The sequence below is a fragment of the Desulfovibrio cuneatus DSM 11391 genome (assembly GCF_000430005.1).
GTDB lineage: Bacteria > Desulfobacterota > Desulfovibrionia > Desulfovibrionales > Desulfovibrionaceae > Frigididesulfovibrio > Frigididesulfovibrio cuneatus.
The window spans coordinates 1-17,765 of record NZ_AUCY01000041.1; the positions used below are offsets into that span (position 1 = coordinate 1).

Consider the following 17,765-nt stretch of genomic DNA (forward strand, 5'->3'; position numbering starts at 1 on the left):
AGGTGCATCCATGCGCGAGCAGGGGGCTGTGCTTGGGCGGGGCGTTGGTGAAAAGATAGAATTTTTTGTGCAGGCAAGGCGGCGGCGGATTTTTCTAGGGGCTGCCCTCACGGTCTGCCCTGACGGAAAATTCGCCGCCAACGCCGCATGCGCAAAAAAGGCTAGTTTTACCAACGTGCCACGCCCAAAACCAAACACAAAGCATGCAGCTTGCCCTAACACTCAAAATCCGAACAAGCGTATCACTTTTTCTGCTTGGCCAGGAGAATCTGCAAGCGCCGCATTTGCAGGTGGCACAAGGCCACCGCCAGGGCGTCACCCGTATCCAGCCCCCAGGTGGGCTTTGCATTGAGCAGCCGCCCCACCATAAAGCTGACCTGTTCTTTTTCTGCCCGGCCTGTACCCACCAGCGTTTTTTTCACCAACGTCGGTTCATAGTCTGCCACGGGAATACCCCCGGCGGCGCAGGCACCCACGGCAATGCCGCGGGCCTGCCCCAACTTCAGGGCTGAAGCCATGTTCTTACAGGTAAACACGTTTTCAATGGCGGCTTCGTGGGGGGCCACTTCACGCACCACTTGGGCGAGCTGGGTGTACAGTTGCCCCAGCCGCTGGGAAAAGGTTTCACCCTTTGGGCGAATGGCCCCGCAATCCACAAGGCGCAACATGCCGGAAGTTTCTTCCACCAGCCCCCAGCCAAGACACTGGGAACCCGGGTCAATGCCCAGCACACGCAGGGGGCCAGCCACCGCTTACTCCATCTCTGCCAGCACGTCGTCAGGCAGGTCGAAGTTGGCGTACACGTTTTGCACGTCGTCGTTGTCTTCCAGGGCGTCCACAAGGCGCAGCAGTTTTTTGGCGGCTTCCACGTCCACAGGTACGGTGTTTTGCGGCACGCGGCCAAGGCGGGACTCTTCCGCTACCATGCCTGCTGCGGCAAAGGCTTCGCGCAGGGCTTCAAAGTCTGTGGGGGCGCACTGCACTTCAAAGGCCTCGCCGTCATCCACAATGTCTTCTGCCCCAGCTTCCAGGCCCACTTCCATCAACGCATCTTCGGTGTATTTTGCCTTGGTAAAGGTAAACACACCCTTGCTGTCGAACATCCAGGCAACGCAGCCCAGTTCGCCCATGGCACCACCATTCTTGCTGAAAATGTGGCGCACTTCGGCCACGGTGCGGTTGCGGTTGTCGGTGGCTACTTCCACCAGCACAGCAACGCCCCCTGGGCCATAACCTTCATACATAATTTCGGCCAAATCGCCGCCTGCTTCTTCCCCGGTGCCCTTGCGGATGGCAGAATCAATTTTATCCTTGGGCAGGTTCACTTCCTTGGCAAAGGCAATGGCGCTGCGCAGCCGGGGGTTATATTCCGGGTCGCCACCGTTTTTGGCAGCAATAATAATTTCTTTGGCAGCACGGGTAAAATCTTTGCTGCGCTTCGCATCCTGGCGGCCTTTGCGATGCTGAATGTTTTTCCATTTACTATGTCCAGCCATGGGAATCTCCTTACACATGCCCTTCTATGGGCTACTCTTTTTTGTTTTTGTTGGTCGGGAAAGAATACACAAGGGGCCAAGGCCCTCTACTCTGGTATTATTTCCCCTCCAGGGTCGGGTGCAGGCAGTCCTTTAAACCCAAGAGCCACATAGAAGGTTTCAAAACTCTCAGAACGGGAACTGGCAGGCTTGTACGACTTCACACTGCCAAAAGAACGGCGCAGGGCTTCGGAATAGGCCTTCACATCTGGCCCCATAAACACCTTCACCACAAAGTTGCCCCCCTTTTTCAAGTGGGCAATGGCCACGGCCAGGGCTTCCTCACACAGGGCAGCGGAACGCGCCTGATCTGTGCTTCGGTGGCCTGTGGTGCGCGGGGCCATGTCGGAAATTACCACATCAAACGGCCCGCTTTCACACAGCAACGCTTCAAAGGCCGGGGTGCGGTAAAACACATCTTCCTGATAAAACTGCACAAAACGGGGAAAGGTGGTGGTGGTGTTTTGAATGTCTGCGGCAATAACAAGGCCAGTTTCCCCCACCCGCTCCGCAGCGGCAAGGGTCCAGGAACCAGGGGCGGCACCCAGGTCAAGCACACGCTGCCCGGCATGGAACAGGCGAAAACGCTTGTCTATTTCTTTCAGTTTATATACAGAGCGTGCAGGGTAGTTGTCCTGCTTGGCCTGTAAAAAATAATGGTCGCGGTACTTTTTCATTGATTTTTCCACATTGCAAAGGAACCCCATTGGGTGCAGCCAGCGCAAAAGGCGAATTGTTGAAGGCAACATGCTGCCAGCCAATCATGCAGCACCTGTTGGGCTATAATGGGCAAAAACGCCCTGTTCCTTTGAACCGCGCATTATATGCTATTTTTACGCGTTCGCCAAGCAGCCCGGCGCATGGAAAATTGGCAGGTTTCCGGCTATACTGCCGGGCGTGCCCTATTGCTCCACTCACTCCCTTCTCACAAGGTGGCCTTCATGCCCTCCATCAGTCATGTTATCATACCCGACTCCGGCAACGGCCTGCTGCGTGAAGAATGTGCCATGGCCTTTGCCGCCCTTGGCCTGCGGGTAAGCCGCCCTGCCCCCCAGGCCCTGCTGGCGGAAGGTTCCCCCCATTATTTACCCACCCTGCTGCAAGGGGAGCCTGCCCTGCTCTTCAGCATCAATTTTTCTGGCCTTACCCCAATGAAGCCTGTGCTGCAATGCCTTGCCCAGCATAACAGCAAGGCTGCCGTGTGGTGTGTGGACAACCCCTGGAACCTGCTTTCCGGCGTGCGTGACCCACTGTGGAAAACGTTGCCTCTGTTTGTGACAGACCCATTCTTTCTACCTGCCCTGCGTGAGGCAGGGGCAACAAGCGTGGCCCACCTGCCCCTGGCTGCCTGCCTGGAGCTGTTCGGGCCACACGCCCCGCAACGGGCCACCTGCCCTGCCCCCACGGGTCTTGCCCCGGTGTTGTTTGTAGGGCGCTCCCAGTTTCCGGGTAAAGACGATTTCTTCAAGGGCTGCCAGCCCCCGCCGGAGCTGCTTTCCCACGCCATTGCCATGCTGGAACATTCCGGGCAGGAAGAACGCCCCCACCTTGGCTGGTGGCAGCAGGCCCTTGCCCCCCATGGCAAAGGGCAACCGCCCTACTGGCCCGGCAAAAACGCCCGTATGCCCGCCCTGGGCGCGGAAGAAACAAATCTTGCATGGCGCAGTTCCTGCCTTACCGCAGCCGCCAGCGCCTTCACGAAACACAACGCGGGTGTTGCAGGCACAAGCACCAGTGCTGGCCTTGATATTGTTGGGGATGCAGGCTGGGGCAGTTGCCTGCCACAAGGGGCGCGCCTTACACCCCCGGGGGACTATTACACCCGCCTGCCAGGGCTATATGCCACGGCCCAGGCCACCCTGGCCCTGACCAGCCTGCAACTGCCCCATGGCCTGAACCAGCGCCACTTTGATGTGTGGGCCGCTGGCGGGCTTATGGTGAGCGACGCCACCCCCGGCCTGGAGCTGTTCCCAAAGGAACTTACCCGGCCTGTGACCTTTCATACGGCACAAGAACTGCCCGGCCTGCTGCGCAGCCTGGAAGCAGCCCCGGCACTGCGCCGCAGCCTTACCCAAAACTGGGGGGAACTTATTACCAGCCAGCATACGTACCACCACAGAATGCAGCAGGTGGTAACGCACCTGGAATTGTAAGAAGCACCTGTTGCAAGGGCCATGCAGTAATTCAGCCCTTGCCCCCCGCCTTGCGAGGCGTTATTATACGCCACCAAAGGAAACACACAACGTTTCCCTCCCTATAACTCTTCTGGAAGTGCTTCATGCGTCTTCTTTTTGCTACAGTATTCTTATGCATGGTCACCTTGCCTGCCCTGGCCGAACCGCTGCCCACCGTGCGCGCCACCGGGGTAAGCAACCGCTATGCCTTAGGGCTTGCCAAAGATGGCCCGGCAGACCTTACCGACGCCGTTATTGCCGAAACCGTACTGCATGCCGCCCAGGAATTTAACGCCCCCCTTGTGCAGGTGGGGTTCTATGGCCCCGGCAAAGCACCGGGCCAGGGCGTGCAGGCCGTAGGGGAAACAAAAGACGGCCTGACAGTGACCATTCTGCGCCCCAAAAACCCGCAGGAAAATACATGGCTGGAAAAAATGCTGGCTTTCCCCACAAGCCCCAACGCCCTTTCCATTGCGTACCTGAACAATCAGGTTATTGCAGACGACGACTTCCAGGGAAAGCCTGTGGTGTTTGAAGCCACCGTGGCAGATATTGCCAAAGGGGCGTTTAACTTGCCGTATATTTTCTTCCCACGGGAAGATGGCGGCGACACCGGGTTAACCTGCTATTTCCCCGCAAACTCCCCCAACCTGCGAAAAATTGGCAAAGGCTCGCGGGTGCTGGTGCGCGGCGTGGTAAAGGATTTTTTGATGCAGGATGTTATATTGGATCGGTGTGAGATACTTTCTATTAGGTAGGAAACGCTGATTTTTTCCGTTTGGCGGCGTTGCTTGCTTTTTTTGAAGAGGGGCAGGGCGAAAGAGCCCAGCCCGCTCTTCAAAAAAACCATCGCGCCTTGCCAAACAAAAAAACTGAGCGTTTCCTCTTTATTTCGATTGCTACAACGTACCAGTGTATATGCTTTTTTGAGACCGATGATGCACAGTTCTTGCGCCACCCCGCACGAAGTTCCGCATTACCACCACGTAAAATATATGTTTTGACACAGCGCCAACTGCAATGTATGTTCCGATGCCTTGCGGCGTACTCTTTCTTCCTTTATACTGTACGTTAGCAAGGTTATTCCCTTATGTGCGAGAGTGGCGGAACTGGTAGACGCACTGGACTTAGAATCCAGCGGCTGGTCCGTGGGAGTTCGAGTCTCCCCTCTCGCACCAAATTTCTGCGCGCCGCGCGCCCCGCCGCATCCTACCCCAAGGGGCGGTACCCGTTTGTACATTAAGGCAGCCACAGCAAAAGGAGCCCCGCACCATGCAATACACAGTTGAAGACCTTTCCCCCATCAAGAAAAAAATCGTTGTTACCGTTCCGGCAGAAGAAGTGGACGCCTCAATTGGCGCAACCATTGCCATGTACCGCACCACGGTAAAGTTTGACGGTTTCCGTAAGGGCAAGGCCCCTGCAAGCATGGTGGAAAGCCGCTTCCACAATGAAATTTATCAGGAAGCCACCACAGAACTGGTGAACCTGCACATTAACCAGATTGTGGGCGAACTGAGCGTGAACCCTGTTTCCCGTATCGATTTCGACGGCAAGCAGTTGCAGCGCGGCGAAGAATTTACCTACTGCATTTCTTTTGAAGTAATGCCGGAATTTGACGTGCCTGCCTACGAAGGGTTTGCTGTGGAGCAGGAAGAAACCGTGGTGAACGAAGAAGAAGTTACCCGCGTGCTGGACCGCCTGCGGGACAACGCAGCCGAAGTGGTTGCCGTGGGTGAAGTGCGTAACGCCAAAGCAGGCGACATTGCTGTGGTTGATTTTGCCGCTTTCGATGAAAACGGCGAACCCGTGCCCGGCATCAAGGCTGAAAACTTCCACCTGCCCCTGGGTGAAAGCCAAACCCTGCCCGACTTTGAAGCCCTGGTGTTCACCCTGAAGCCCGGCGACGCTGGCGAAGGCCCTGTAAGCTTCCCCGCAGACTTCTTCAACCCCGAATTTGCTGGCAAAACAGTCACCATGAAGGTAACCCTGCATGGCCTGCAAGAACGCAAGCTGCCCGAGCTGGATGACGCCCTGGCCCAGAAAATGGGCGGCGTGGAAACCGTGGAAAAACTGCGCGAAACCATTTCCGACTCGTACCGCAAAAGCCGCCAAGACCTGAACAAGGCCACTGCTCAAAAAGCTATGCTGGACGGCCTGCTGAAACTGGTAGACTTCCCTGTGCCAGAATCCATGACCAACAGCAACATTGGTATGCTGCTGGACGACATGAAGCACAAGTTGGAACGCCAGGGTAAGTCCCTTGCGGTGCTTGGCAAAACCGAGCAGGAACTGGTTGAAGAAATGCGCCCTGAAGCTGAACTGCGTGCCAAGGCCCAAATTCTGCTTATTGGCGTTGCCCGCAAGCTGGAACTGGCAGTAAGCGAGCAAGAAGTAGACCTGCAACTGCGCCGCATTGCCATGCAGTCTGGGCAAGACTACAACGCCCTGAAAGAATACTACATGCAGCACAACCTTATTTTTGCCCTGCGCGACAGAATTCTTGCAGACAAGGCCATGGAAGCCATGTTTGAAAAGGCTGCTGTTACCATGGTGGCACCGCGTGCCCCTGAAGAAGCATAAGCTTACGGAGACTTCACGTTTCCAACGGCAATGACTGTTTCCGTAATTTCTGGGGACGCACTGATTAAATGGTATTTTGGAAACGCTCAGTTATTTCGTTTGGCTAGGCACGAGTTTTTTTGAAGCAGGAGTGGACTCTTCCGTCCATGACTGTTTCAAAAAAAGCGAAGTAACACCGCCAAACGGAATAAATCAGCGTTTCCCTTGATTTCCTTTGCAAGGCGGGCGACAATGTGTTCCCCGCCTTGCGTTTTATGGGCTGCGCTTTCTGGTTTTTAGGGAAACTTTTTCCCTTTCCAGGCCAGAACTGGCAGCCTTGGCCCGCAAAAGTATCTCTGCCCCTGTGCGCCAAGCCCCGGCACGTGTATTGCATATAAAATATACAATGCTGCGTTTTTTGCCGGGGGCTTACCATGGCGTAAAAACACAGTCCGGCAAGGCAAATTCCTGCCGGGGAAGGCACTTCGCTCTCTTGCCCTTTTTCGCCAGAGTACTTACAATACCATTGTTTAGCCACCAAGCCCTGTTTTTTGGAATTCAGGACGCTTGCAAGCCACTTGTGAAGGAGTGCCTCCATGCCCATCCCTATGGTCATTGAAACCACAGGGCGTTCAGAACGCGCCTATGATATTTATTCCCGTTTGCTCAAAGACCGCATCATTCTGCTTGGCGAAGAAGTAAACGAACACACCGCTTCCCTTATTTGCGCCCAGCTTCTTTTTTTGGAATCAGAAGATCCTGAAAAAGAAATATACCTGTACATCAACTCCCCTGGGGGGCTGGTTACGGCTGGCCTCGCCATTTACGACACCATACAGTACATTACCTGCCCAGTGGCCACGTTGTGCATGGGCCAGGCTGCCAGCATGGGGGCATTGCTGCTTTGTGCAGGCACACCCGGCCTGCGTTATTCCTTGCCCCACAGCCGCATCATGATTCACCAGCCTTCCGGCGGTTTCCGCGGGCAAGCTACAGACATTGAAATTCACGCCAAAGAAACCCTGCGCCTGAAAAGTATGCTTAATGGCATTATGGCCAAGCACACAGGCCAAACAGTTGAAAAGATTACTGAAATTACAGAGCGGGATAACTTCATGGGTGCCGAAGATGCCGTTACCCTTGGCATTGTTGACAGAGTGCTTACTTCACGTGAGGACTTGGCAAAGGCCCAAGAAGATTAAATGAATTTTATTGACTTTTCTTGGGGGGGCGCTGTCCCCCTGCCCCTGCAAGGGCAAGATGCCCTTGGCGGAAGCCCCCCCCAGTAAAAAGCAACAAGTTCAATTGAGCAATACTCGCCCACATGCAATTATTCAGGCCTGCCACTGGCTGTGCCTACTGCGATACGCGAAAGAAGGAGTTCACATGGCTGACGATAAGCCTAAAGAAAAAGGAATGTTACGTTGTTCCTTTTGCCATAAAGGCGACGATCAGGTGCAGCGCCTTATTGAAGGCCCTGACAAAACATGCATTTGCGATGAATGCGTTGCCCTGTGCAATGAAATCATGACAGAGCAAGTTGCCGATGAAGTGAAGAAAGACGGCGTGCTGCTGCCCCCCATGGAAATTAAGGCCCGCCTTGACGACTATGTTATTGGCCAGGAACGCGCCAAGCGCACCTTGGCAGTAGCCGTGCACAACCACTACAAGCGCGTGTTTTTTAAAGACGCCATTCCGGCAGACGTCAAGCTGGAAAAAAGCAACATTTTGCTGCTTGGCCCTTCCGGCAGCGGCAAAACCCTGCTGGCTAAAACCCTGGCCAATATTTTAAAGGTGCCGTTTGCCATTGCCGACGCCACCACCCTGACCGAAGCCGGGTACGTGGGCGAGGATGTGGAAAACATTCTTGTGCAGCTTTTACAAAATGCTGATTACGACCTGGAATCCGCTTCCAAGGGCATTATTTATATTGACGAAATCGACAAGATTTCCCGCAAGGGCGACAGCCCCTCCATTACCCGCGACGTTTCCGGGGAAGGGGTGCAGCAGGCCCTGCTGAAAATTATTGAAGGCACGGAAGCCAACATTCCCCCCAAGGGCGGGCGCAAGCACCCCCAGCAGGAATACATCCGCATGGATACCTCCAATATCCTGTTTATTCTTGGCGGGGCCTTTGTGGGCATTGAAAAACTGGTGGAACAACGCACCAGGGGCCGTTCCATGGGCTTTGGGGCCCGCATTGAAGGCAAAGCAGAAGCCAAGGCAAGCAGCACAGCCTGCCTGGAAGACCTGCACCCCAATGACCTCGTCAAATTCGGCCTTATTCCTGAATTTGTGGGCCGTATTCCCGTTATTACCTACCTTGAGGAACTGACGGAAGAAGACCTTGTGCGCGTACTGACAGAGCCGAAAAACGCCCTTGTGCGCCAATACCAGGCCCTGTTCGGGCTGGATAAAGTAACCCTGCGCTTTACCCAGGACGCCCTGCTGGCAGTGGCCCAAAAAGCCCTGAAGCAAAAAACCGGGGCCAGGGGCTTGCGCAACGTGCTGGAACGCTCCATGCTGGATATCATGTACACCCTGCCCTCCCAGCAAGGACTGCAAGAGTGCGTTATCAATAAAGCCGTGGTGGAAAAAGACAAACCACCCCTGCTCATTTACGCAACCGATGCCCAAGTGAATGCCGTGGGGGAATAACCCCGCGCTTTTTATAATTATCATTTTCACTAGGGGACGCTGTCCCCCAGACCCCCTGCAAGGGACGTGACGCCCCTTGACCCCCATTTGCGTTCAGTTTTTCGCGTAGCGAAAAACTGAACGCTGATGTGGGGTTCCAAGGGCATCATGCCCTTGGCGGTGGGGCTTGGGGAGGCAGAGCCTCCCCAAGTAATCAACACCGTTACACGAAACAAACCAGCCTTTGCCTGACCCACCGAGTGCCTGGCGGAGAACATTATGCCAAAGTCTATGGAAAACAGCCTTGTATTGCCCAGCATGCCCCTGCGTGAAGTGGTCATGTTCCCACGCTCTATCATTCCATTGTTTGTAGGGCGTGAAGCTTCCATAAAAGCCATTGAACACGCTGTGGAAAATACCGACAGGCAGATTTTTCTGGTGACCCAGAAGGATTCCGCTGTGGCCCAGCCCCAGGCAGACGACCTGTACTCCATAGGCACTGTAAGCCGCATTCTGCAACTCTTGCGCCTGCCGGATGGCACCATCAAAGTGTTGTTTGAGGGGCTGTACCGGGCTTCCTGGAAATCCGCAGGCTCCCTGACCATTGGCACGGGCGACGTGGCCTTTACCACTGTTCAGGTGGAACCACTGCACGACCAGGACAGCTCTGCCATGCTGGCAGAAGCCACCGTGCGCGCCGCCCATGAAGCGCTGGAAGAATACAGCACCACCAACAAAAAGCTCACGCAAGAAATTCTGCAATCCATTCTTGCCATTCATGAAGCAGGCAAACTGGCAGATGCCATTGTGCCCCATGTGCAAGGCGAATACCGGAAAAAACAGGACGTGCTGGAAACGTTGGACACAGCCACCCGCCTGGAAATGGTATGCGGCCTGCTTTCCAATGAAGTGGCCATTGCCGGCCTGGAAAAAAGCATTAAAGGCCGCGTAAAAGACCAGATGGAGCAGAACCAGAAGGAGTATTACCTTAACGAGCAGATCAAGGCCATTCATAAGGAAATGGGACGTGAAGACGACCCGCAACTGGAAGTGAATGAGCTGGAAACCCGCATGAAGGGCCTGGACATGCCTGAAGAGGCACGGGAAAAAGGCTTGCGAGAAATCAAAAAACTGCGCCAAATTCCTTCTTCTTCCGCTGAATATACCGTGGTACGCAACTATGTGGACTGGATTTTGGACCTGCCGTGGAACACCATGCGCGAAACGGCCATTGATATCGACAAAGCCCGCGACCGCCTGAATGCCGACCACTACGGCCTGGAAAAGCCTAAAGAGCGTATTTTGGAATACCTTGCGGTGCAAAAGCTGGTGAACAAGCTTAAAGGCCCCATTTTGTGCCTTGTGGGCCCCCCTGGCGTGGGCAAAACTTCCCTGGCCCGTTCCGTGGCGGCTGCCACTGGCCGTGAGTTTTTACGCCTTTCCTTTGGGGGCGTGCGCGATGAAGCGGAAATTCGCGGGCACCGCCGCACCTATGTGGGGGCCATGCCCGGCAAAATCATTCAGTCACTCAAGCGGGTAAAGTCAAATAACCCCCTGTTCTGCCTGGATGAAATTGATAAAATGAGCGCCGATTTTCGTGGTGACCCAGCCGCAGCCCTGCTGGAAGTGCTGGACCCGGAACAGAACAATACGTTTAATGACCACTACCTGGACATGGATTACGACCTTTCCCAGGTGTTCTTCATTACCACGGCAAACTCCCTGCACGGCATTCCCCTGCCGTTGCAGGACAGAATGGAAATTATCCGCCTTTCCGGCTACCTGGAAACGGAAAAAATGAACATTGCCAAGCAGTTTCTTATGCCGCGGCAACTGGAAGCCCACGGCCTGACAGAGGATAACCTGAATATTTCCGATGCCGCCATGCTGGAAATTATCCGCTGCTACACCAAAGAAGCAGGGGTGCGTAACCTGGAGCGTGAACTTGCCAAGGTATGCCGCAGAACAGCCATGAGCATTGTTTCCGCCAACGCTGTGAACAAAAAGGTCAACGTTTCCCGGCAAAGCCTGGGCACCCTGCTGGGGGTGAAAAAGTTCCGCTATGGCGAGAAAGAAAACGAAGCCCAGGTGGGCGTGTGCACTGGCCTTGCCTACACCGACGTTGGCGGCGAACTGTTGCTGGTGGAAACGGCCCTTATGCCCGGCTCCGGCAAAGTAAGCACCACAGGCAAGCTGGGTGAGGTAATGACAGAATCGGCTCAGGCAGCCCTTTCGTATGTGCGCTCCCGTGCCGCCCTGTTTGGCCTGCGCCCGGACTTCCATAAAGATATTGACATTCACATTCACGTGCCGGAAGGGGCCACCCCCAAAGACGGCCCTTCCGCAGGCATTACCCTGGCAACCTCCCTGGTTTCCGCCCTGCTGGGCCTGCCTGTGCGTAACGACATTGCCATGACAGGGGAAATTACCCTGCGCGGGCGCGTGCTGCCCATTGGCGGGCTGCGGGAAAAACTGCTGGCTGCCCGGCGCGGCCTGATACAAACCGTGATTGTGCCCAAAGACAATGAAAAAGACCTGAAGGACATTCCACAGGATGTGCTGAAAGGGCTGACCATTGTACTGGTGGAACATGTGGATGAGGTACTGCCCGTTGCCATTGAGGCCCCCAGCAGAGACCTGTTCCCTGGCAGAAGCGAGGCACGCCCCATGGCCCATGCGTTGAAGCTGGCCAGCGTTGCCGTGGAAAGCACAGGAACACCGCATTAAGCACTGCCGTGGCACTTGCGACACTCTAAAACACCAAACCCCCGGTACTGCCGGGGGTTTGGTGTTTTAGAGTATCGTTCAGTGGCTTTTATTGATTTTTATTGGGGGACAATGTCCCCCAGCCCCAAAATGCGGCGGGCGTTGTCGTACATCACTTTGCGGCGCACGGTATCCGGCAGGTCGAAGGAAGCATACACATCCAGCGCGTCTTTCAACTCAATAAAGGGGTGGGCGCTGGCAAACACCACTTTATCCTGAATGCAGCCGCGCATGCCATCCACAAACACATCTGCCATGGGGGAACGCTCGTATTCGGAAAAATCCATATACACATTGGCGTTGCGCATGCAGGCAAAAATGGCTTCGTTCACGAAGGGATACCCGCCGTGGCTCATAATCAGGGTCAGTTCCGGGAAGTCTCTGGCTACCTGGTCTATGTGGCGCGGGTCGGCATAGTCCATAATGGCCCCCTTCACCTGCGGGGGCGGTGCCATGGTCACAAACACAGGAATACCCAGTTCCGCACACTTGGTATATAGCGGGTAAAAGCGGGCCTCGCAGGCAGGAATGTGGGCCAGGTAGGGGTCAATGGCAATGCCTTTCATGCCATACTCTTCCACTACCTTCACAATTTCATATACAGCCGCCATACCCTTGTGGGGGTCTACGCCCCAAAAGCCCACAAACTTATTTGGGTACGCGCGGCAAAATTCCTGCACACTGCCGTTGTTGGCAGGAAAGCCATAGGTTGTTTCGCAATCACGCCCGGTAATAACCGCCAGTTCCACCCCAAGGCTATCCAGCCCAGCCACAATTTCTTCCAGGGGCTGGGGCTTGCGTGCGTCAAACCCAATAACCTTGCAGGCCTGCTTGAACATGGTGCTGTTCTTAATGCCATTGATAATTTCCGGGGTATTGGGCCGGAACCGAAAGTCAATAATGCTCATGGTGCCTCCAGTGGCGCTAAGAACAATGTCAAAAGCATAATGCGTTGGAATGAATGCCGCGGCAGGGGTACCACCCCGGCAAAACCAAAAAGCGTTTCCCTAAGCAGTGGCAGTGGTGCTAGACACCACAGCATCATCATCGTCATCATCTTCTGCCACAGGGGCCACGTAATCACGCTCTTCTGCTGCGGCTTCAATGCGGTCTTTATTTTTGCCAATCCAGTGGGCAGAATACATGCTTATAACGCCAGCAAGGAGCAGGTAAATGGAAACGTACAACGGGTTGTTGTTGTTCATTTGCAGCAAGGCAGTGGCAATAAGCGGTGTCATGCCGCTAGCGAATATACCGGAGAATTGGTACACGAATGAAATGCCTGTGTAGCGCACCCTGGCCGGGTACAGGTCGGAAAACAGCGCCGCTTCCGGCCCATATACCGAAGCGTAGCACAGGCTGAACGGAACAACGATGGCAAGCCACACCAGGGGCACGCTGTTACTGAAGTTGTCGAACACCCAAAAGGCCGGGAACGCACAAAGCCCTGCGGCAAGGCTGCCCCAAAAATAGAGCTTTGTTCTGCCTATTTTGTCGGAAAGCCAGCCAAAGTAGGGAATGGTAAAACACATGGTAAAGGCGGCTATCATCACCCCCATAAGGGCTTCAGTGCGGGAAACGTTGGCATAGTTGGTGAGGTAGGTAATGGAAAATACCCCAAAAATATTAAAGAACACACCATCAATACACCGCGCGCCCATGCCGGCAATGGTGCTGCCCTTAAAGTTTTTCCACATGTCGGCAATGGGGATAGGGGCATTCTTGGCTTTTGTCTTATTGGCTTCTTTCAGCTTGGCAAATTCCGGGGTTTCCTTCACGTTAAGCCGGATATAAGAACCTACTGCCAGCATCAACACGCTGAGCAAAAAGGCAATACGCCAGCCCCAATTAAAGAACTGATCTTCTGTCAGCAAAAAGGAGAGCAGCCCCACCACACCTGAAGCCAGGCAAAGCCCTAAGGAAAGACCAATTTGTGGCAGACTTGCATAGTAACCGCGCTCTTCTTTGGGGGCATATTCAAAGGTCATAAGCACGGCACCACCCCATTCGCCACCAAGGCCAATGCCCTGAATAATACGCAAAAGCAGTAGCAAAATGGGGGCGGCAATGCCTATGCTGGCATAGGAAGGAACAAGACCAATAAGCACGGTGGAGCCACCCATAATCATCAAGGTAAGCACCAGCATACTCTTGCGGCCAAGCTTGTCGCCAAAGTGGCCAAAAATGACACCCCCCAACGGGCGGGTAAGAAAGCCCACAGCAAAGGTGCTGTAAGCCAGCAACGTTGAAATGAACGGGTCGCCCGTGGGGAAATAGAGTTTGTTAAAGACAATCCCTGCCACAACGCCGTACAGGAAAAAGTCATACCACTCTATGGTTGCCCCAATAATGCTGGCAACTGCCACTTTACGCAGCATAACCTTATTTTCGGCTGTTACACTCATAAACGCTCCCCCTTGTCTTTGCTCACCGCCTGCATCAGGCCGGGTCTTCTGTTCAGCAACACATGCTCATGGGCACTGCAACACACGTTAGAGCATTGAACACGTGAAATAGTCGCGTAACGGCGAGCAGAGCTCGCCTATGCCTATTTCGTGGCAAGGATTTTTCAAAAATCTTTGCTGAGCAATTAACTCATTTCATTCGCTACTTACGCTAACCATTGCAATTGCCCCGTTCCCTCACCGTTCAGCTGCGCCATGCTGCCAGAGCAGCCAAAGCTTTGCAGCCCTTGGTGTTCACCAAGCTGCTGTTCTGTAAACAGCAATCATTGCTATTTGTGAATTTTATCACCATATTGGATAAGCAAAGACGATGCCAAACGAGAAACGATTGCGTAATTGCCTGATATATCATACTTAAAGTGACTGAACCCGGCAAGGCGCTACTATTCATAGTCTATAAAGATGCAAATTTGCACCATATACTGTTCTAATTTGCACTTTTTTTCACAAAATTACCGCTAAGCCAAGTGCCCCAATGGTGCAAAATTGCACAGGGGGTTTCCCTTAAAGGGAGGAAGGCCAAATGCGCGCTATAACCTATTTACATTATTGCCAATAAAACATAGTTTCCAAAAATTGCCTGTGCAAATTTGCACCCACAACTCTATACCAGAGTTTACTTGCAGCGCACAGCCCAGTACTTATATCTTACCGCAGGGAATGATTATGCAAAAAGCAAGTACATGCAGCAACAGTGAACTTCTTCTTGCCCAATACGCTACTGAACTGCTGCACGCTGTTACCATTGGTGCCTATGTAACAGACAGTGCAGGTGTGACGTTGTTTGTGAATAGAAGTTACGAGCGTACCACAGGTTTGCGGGCTGAGGACCTGTGTGGAAAGAACGTGGCTGAACTTACCCGCACCGGCATATTCAACACCGCTTTGAACCCCACTATTGTCAAAACGGGAAAACCTGCCAGCACAGTGCAGCAACTGCGCAAAAAACGCGTTTTTTTACAAGGGTTTCCCATTTTTGCGCCAAGTAGCAAAGAAGTGGTGATGGTTATTACCTTTGTGCGCGACGTCACCTCCATTACCCGCCTGAGCAAGCAGGTTTCCCAGCAGGGCAAGCAGTTGCAAGACTACCATGAACTGCTTTCCTTCATTTCCGAAGAAACAACAAAAGAGCCTGGGGCAGAGCTTTTGCAAAGCGACTCCATGCAAACCCTTATGTCCAGGCTGCGCAAAATTGCAGAAACCGACGCTTCCCTGCTGCTCATTGGGGAAACAGGTTCGGGCAAGGACGTGCTTGCCAAAAAAGCCCATGCCCTTAGCCAACGGCGCGACAAGATTTTCCTGAAAGTTGACTGCGGCAGCATTTCCCCTGCCCTTATTGAATCTGAACTGTTTGGGTATGTGCCTGGGGCATTTTCCGGGGCTGCCGGCAAAGGAAAGCCCGGTTATTTTGAAGCGGCCGACGGCGGCACCATTATGCTGGATGAAATTGGGGAACTCCCCCTGGCCATGCAAACCCGTTTTTTGCGGGTGCTGCAAGACGGCGAAATTATGCGCGTGGGCGACACAACCCCCCGCACGGTGGATGTACGCATTATAGCGGCCACCAATGTAAACCTTGAAGAAGCCGTGGACGAGGGCAAGTTTCGTAAAGACCTGTACTACCGGCTCAACGTGGCCCAGTTGCGTGTGCCCCCCCTGCGGGAGCGGCAGGCAGATATACGGCCATTTTTGGAATACTTTCTGGAATTGTACAAAAACCGCTACCACCATGAGGTCATTTTTTCCGAAGCCTCATTACGCATTCTGGAAAACTACTCCTGGCCGGGCAACGTGCGGGAATTACAAAACCTGGTGCAAGGGCTGGTGGTGAACAGAGAAATGGTGCTTATTCAACCCGAAGACCTGCCACCCCATATTTACGCCACAGACAAAAAACAACTGGCGGAGGGCCTGGACTTACCCACCAAAAGCATGGCCCTGGGAGATATTGTGGCCAACCTGGAGCGCGATATTATTGAGGCGACCATTGCCCGCACAGGGTCTATGAACGCCGCTGCGGAATTTTTACAGGTGAACCGCAGCACGTTGTTCCGCAAATTGCAGCGAATGGGGAAAGAGGGGTAGGGGAGATTATTTTTAGGGGGGAGGTTCGTGCGGCACGCCGCACAAAACTGCACGTTCCCTCCACTCAAAACAATTCACTTCGGCGGCACGCCGCACGAAACTATGCAGCCCTCCTCTCCCCTCCACAAACCAAAAACCCCCTGCAAGGCTCAAACCTTACAGGGGGTTTCCCAAAAAAAACAACTCACTACCCTTACAGCGTTGCCACCATTTCCCGGCAGGCGGCAATAGTTTCTGCCAACGTAGTGGCAAACTGCGCCAACTGGGGCTGGCATGCCTCGGCGTCTGCCCCGGCATGCAATGCCTGTTCTATCCCCATGGCCTTTTCCGCCAGTTCAGGGGCACCCACGCTGCCAGCAAGCCCTTTAATAGTGTGGGCAAGGCGTTCCGCCTCTTCATATTCCTGGGCATTCACATGGGCAGCAAGAGTTTCTGCCGCGTTTGTGTAGCTGTCTACAAATTTCGTCAATACTCGGCGGTACAGGTTTGTGTTGTTCCCAAGGCCGCGCAAAGCGTCATCAGATTTTAAAGTAACCATGGTGCTTCCTCTTCGTTGCGTTGGCAAAAATATACGGTGTTACTGCTTTTCTTGAAACAAGAAAACGCGCGCACAATAAGCAGATGTGTTCAGTTACTGCATGGGCCATATGCCCACATCAATCAATGCTGTTTAGCCGCAACTGGCAGAAAAAGGCAAGCATTACCTTGCAACCTTGGCTTATGCGTAATAACGGTGCAGCAACGTTCCAAACAACAAAGCAAGGGAAATAAACAACATGCCCCGTACCACTTTGGCCCCCTTACGAATGGCAAGGCGGCTGCCCACCACGTTGCCTAATATGTTAGCAACAGCAAGGGGCACAGCCAGGCTATACAGTACGCTACCGTTGAACATAAACACCACAAAGGCCGCAAGGTTGGATGCCAGGTTGAAGGGCTTTGCCGTGGCCGAAGCCGCCACAAGGGGCAGGCGCAGCATAAAATGCAACCCCAGCAGCAAAAAACTGCCCGTGCTTGGGCCGTAAAAACCATCATACATACCAATCACAAAGCACAACAGCGGGGTGTGAATAAGCAGCTTGTTGCGGGGTACTTCCAGTGAGCCCTGGCCACTTCGCACCGGGAACAGCACGCACAGGGCCGCCAGGGGTAATAACAGCACCAGCACCTTGCCCAGCACGTCTGGCGAAACCACCAGCACCAGCCGTGCCCCCACGGCAGCGCCCACAAGGGAAAAGAACAGGCCAGCCGCCACCACCCGCCAGCTAATGGCCCCGCTACGCATGTAAGTTACGCAGGCCGCGCTGGTGCCAAGGGTACTCATAAACTTGCCCGTGCCCAGGGCCATGTGGGGCGGCACACCTGCCAGCAGTAAGGAAGGCAGGCTTATAAGCCCCCCGCCCCCGGCAATGCTGTCTACAAACCCTGCAAAAAAAGCTGCCCCCAGCACAAAACACAACAGGGCCGGGGTAAACCCGGCAATTTCTGCAAACGCTTCCATGAGTCGGCCCTTAAAAGGTAATTACGCATTGAACACAAGG

Annotated in this window: 14 protein-coding genes and 1 tRNA gene; 8 read left to right on the forward strand and 7 right to left on the reverse strand. The window is 54.0% G+C overall.

Features of this window, described 5'->3' with window-relative positions; all coding sequences use genetic code 11:
* Positions 1–242 precede the first annotated feature (242 nt).
* From ruvC to G497_RS17755, 3 genes are all read right to left on the reverse strand, one after another.
* Positions 243–749, reverse strand: a complete 507-nt coding sequence (ruvC, locus tag G497_RS0110525; protein ID WP_027188116.1) for a crossover junction endodeoxyribonuclease RuvC — start codon at positions 747–749, stop codon at positions 243–245.
* A gap of 3 nt (positions 750–752) precedes the next feature.
* On the reverse strand, positions 753–1,496 hold the full coding sequence (locus tag G497_RS0110530) for a YebC/PmpR family DNA-binding transcriptional regulator (RefSeq protein ID WP_027188117.1): 744 nt from the start codon (positions 1,494–1,496) through the stop codon (positions 753–755).
* 86 nt (positions 1,497–1,582) lie between these two features.
* A complete protein-coding gene (locus tag G497_RS17755) occupies positions 1,583–2,212 on the reverse strand; it encodes an RlmE family RNA methyltransferase (protein WP_034637569.1) in 630 nt (209 codons plus the stop codon).
* Positions 2,213–2,395: 183 nt separating this feature from the next.
* Between G497_RS17755 and G497_RS17760 the strand changes: the two genes are divergently transcribed.
* From G497_RS17760 to lon, 7 genes are all read left to right on the forward strand, one after another.
* Positions 2,396–3,688 (forward strand): glycosyltransferase family protein, encoded by a 1,293-nt coding sequence (locus G497_RS17760; RefSeq protein WP_051258044.1) that lies wholly within the window; start codon positions 2,396–2,398, stop codon positions 3,686–3,688.
* Positions 3,689–3,813: 125 nt separating this feature from the next.
* Positions 3,814–4,467, forward strand: a complete 654-nt coding sequence (locus tag G497_RS0110550) for an OB-fold protein (RefSeq protein ID WP_027188118.1) — start codon at positions 3,814–3,816, stop codon at positions 4,465–4,467.
* Positions 4,468–4,803: 336 nt separating this feature from the next.
* Positions 4,804–4,887: transfer RNA gene (locus G497_RS0110555), tRNA-Leu, on the forward strand.
* Positions 4,888–4,981: 94 nt separating this feature from the next.
* The gene (gene tig, locus G497_RS0110560) at positions 4,982–6,292 is read left to right on the forward strand and encodes a trigger factor (protein ID WP_027188119.1); all 1,311 of its coding nucleotides are present in this window, start codon (positions 4,982–4,984) and stop codon (positions 6,290–6,292) included.
* A 575-nt stretch (positions 6,293–6,867) separates the two neighbouring features.
* A complete protein-coding gene (locus G497_RS0110570) occupies positions 6,868–7,473 on the forward strand; it encodes an ATP-dependent Clp protease proteolytic subunit (protein WP_027188121.1) in 606 nt (201 codons plus the stop codon).
* A 184-nt stretch (positions 7,474–7,657) separates the two neighbouring features.
* The gene (clpX, locus tag G497_RS0110580; protein ID WP_027188122.1) at positions 7,658–8,929 is read left to right on the forward strand and encodes an ATP-dependent Clp protease ATP-binding subunit ClpX; all 1,272 of its coding nucleotides are present in this window, start codon (positions 7,658–7,660) and stop codon (positions 8,927–8,929) included.
* A 258-nt stretch (positions 8,930–9,187) separates the two neighbouring features.
* The gene (gene lon / locus G497_RS17770; protein WP_034637559.1) at positions 9,188–11,635 is read left to right on the forward strand and encodes an endopeptidase La; all 2,448 of its coding nucleotides are present in this window, start codon (positions 9,188–9,190) and stop codon (positions 11,633–11,635) included.
* 98 nt (positions 11,636–11,733) lie between these two features.
* Here lon and G497_RS0110595 read toward each other — a convergent pair whose 3' ends face one another.
* Both G497_RS0110595 and G497_RS17775 read right to left on the reverse strand, forming a co-directional pair.
* On the reverse strand, positions 11,734–12,582 hold the full coding sequence (locus tag G497_RS0110595; RefSeq protein WP_027188123.1) for an amidohydrolase family protein: 849 nt from the start codon (positions 12,580–12,582) through the stop codon (positions 11,734–11,736).
* A gap of 99 nt (positions 12,583–12,681) precedes the next feature.
* The gene (locus G497_RS17775; protein WP_084516207.1) at positions 12,682–14,079 is read right to left on the reverse strand and encodes an MFS transporter; all 1,398 of its coding nucleotides are present in this window, start codon (positions 14,077–14,079) and stop codon (positions 12,682–12,684) included.
* Positions 14,080–14,805: 726 nt separating this feature from the next.
* Here G497_RS17775 and G497_RS0110610 point away from each other — a divergent pair.
* Positions 14,806–16,224 (forward strand): sigma-54 interaction domain-containing protein, encoded by a 1,419-nt coding sequence (locus G497_RS0110610; RefSeq protein ID WP_084516209.1) that lies wholly within the window; start codon positions 14,806–14,808, stop codon positions 16,222–16,224.
* Between the two features lie 193 nt (positions 16,225–16,417).
* Here G497_RS0110610 and G497_RS0110615 read toward each other — a convergent pair whose 3' ends face one another.
* Positions 16,418–16,762: an Hpt domain-containing protein gene (locus G497_RS0110615; RefSeq protein ID WP_027188125.1), complete on the reverse strand. Its 345-nt coding sequence runs from the start codon at positions 16,760–16,762 to the stop codon at positions 16,418–16,420.
* A gap of 180 nt (positions 16,763–16,942) precedes the next feature.
* The gene (locus G497_RS0110620; protein WP_034637562.1) at positions 16,943–17,725 is read right to left on the reverse strand and encodes a sulfite exporter TauE/SafE family protein; all 783 of its coding nucleotides are present in this window, start codon (positions 17,723–17,725) and stop codon (positions 16,943–16,945) included.
* Between the last annotated feature and the right edge of the window lie 40 nt (positions 17,726–17,765).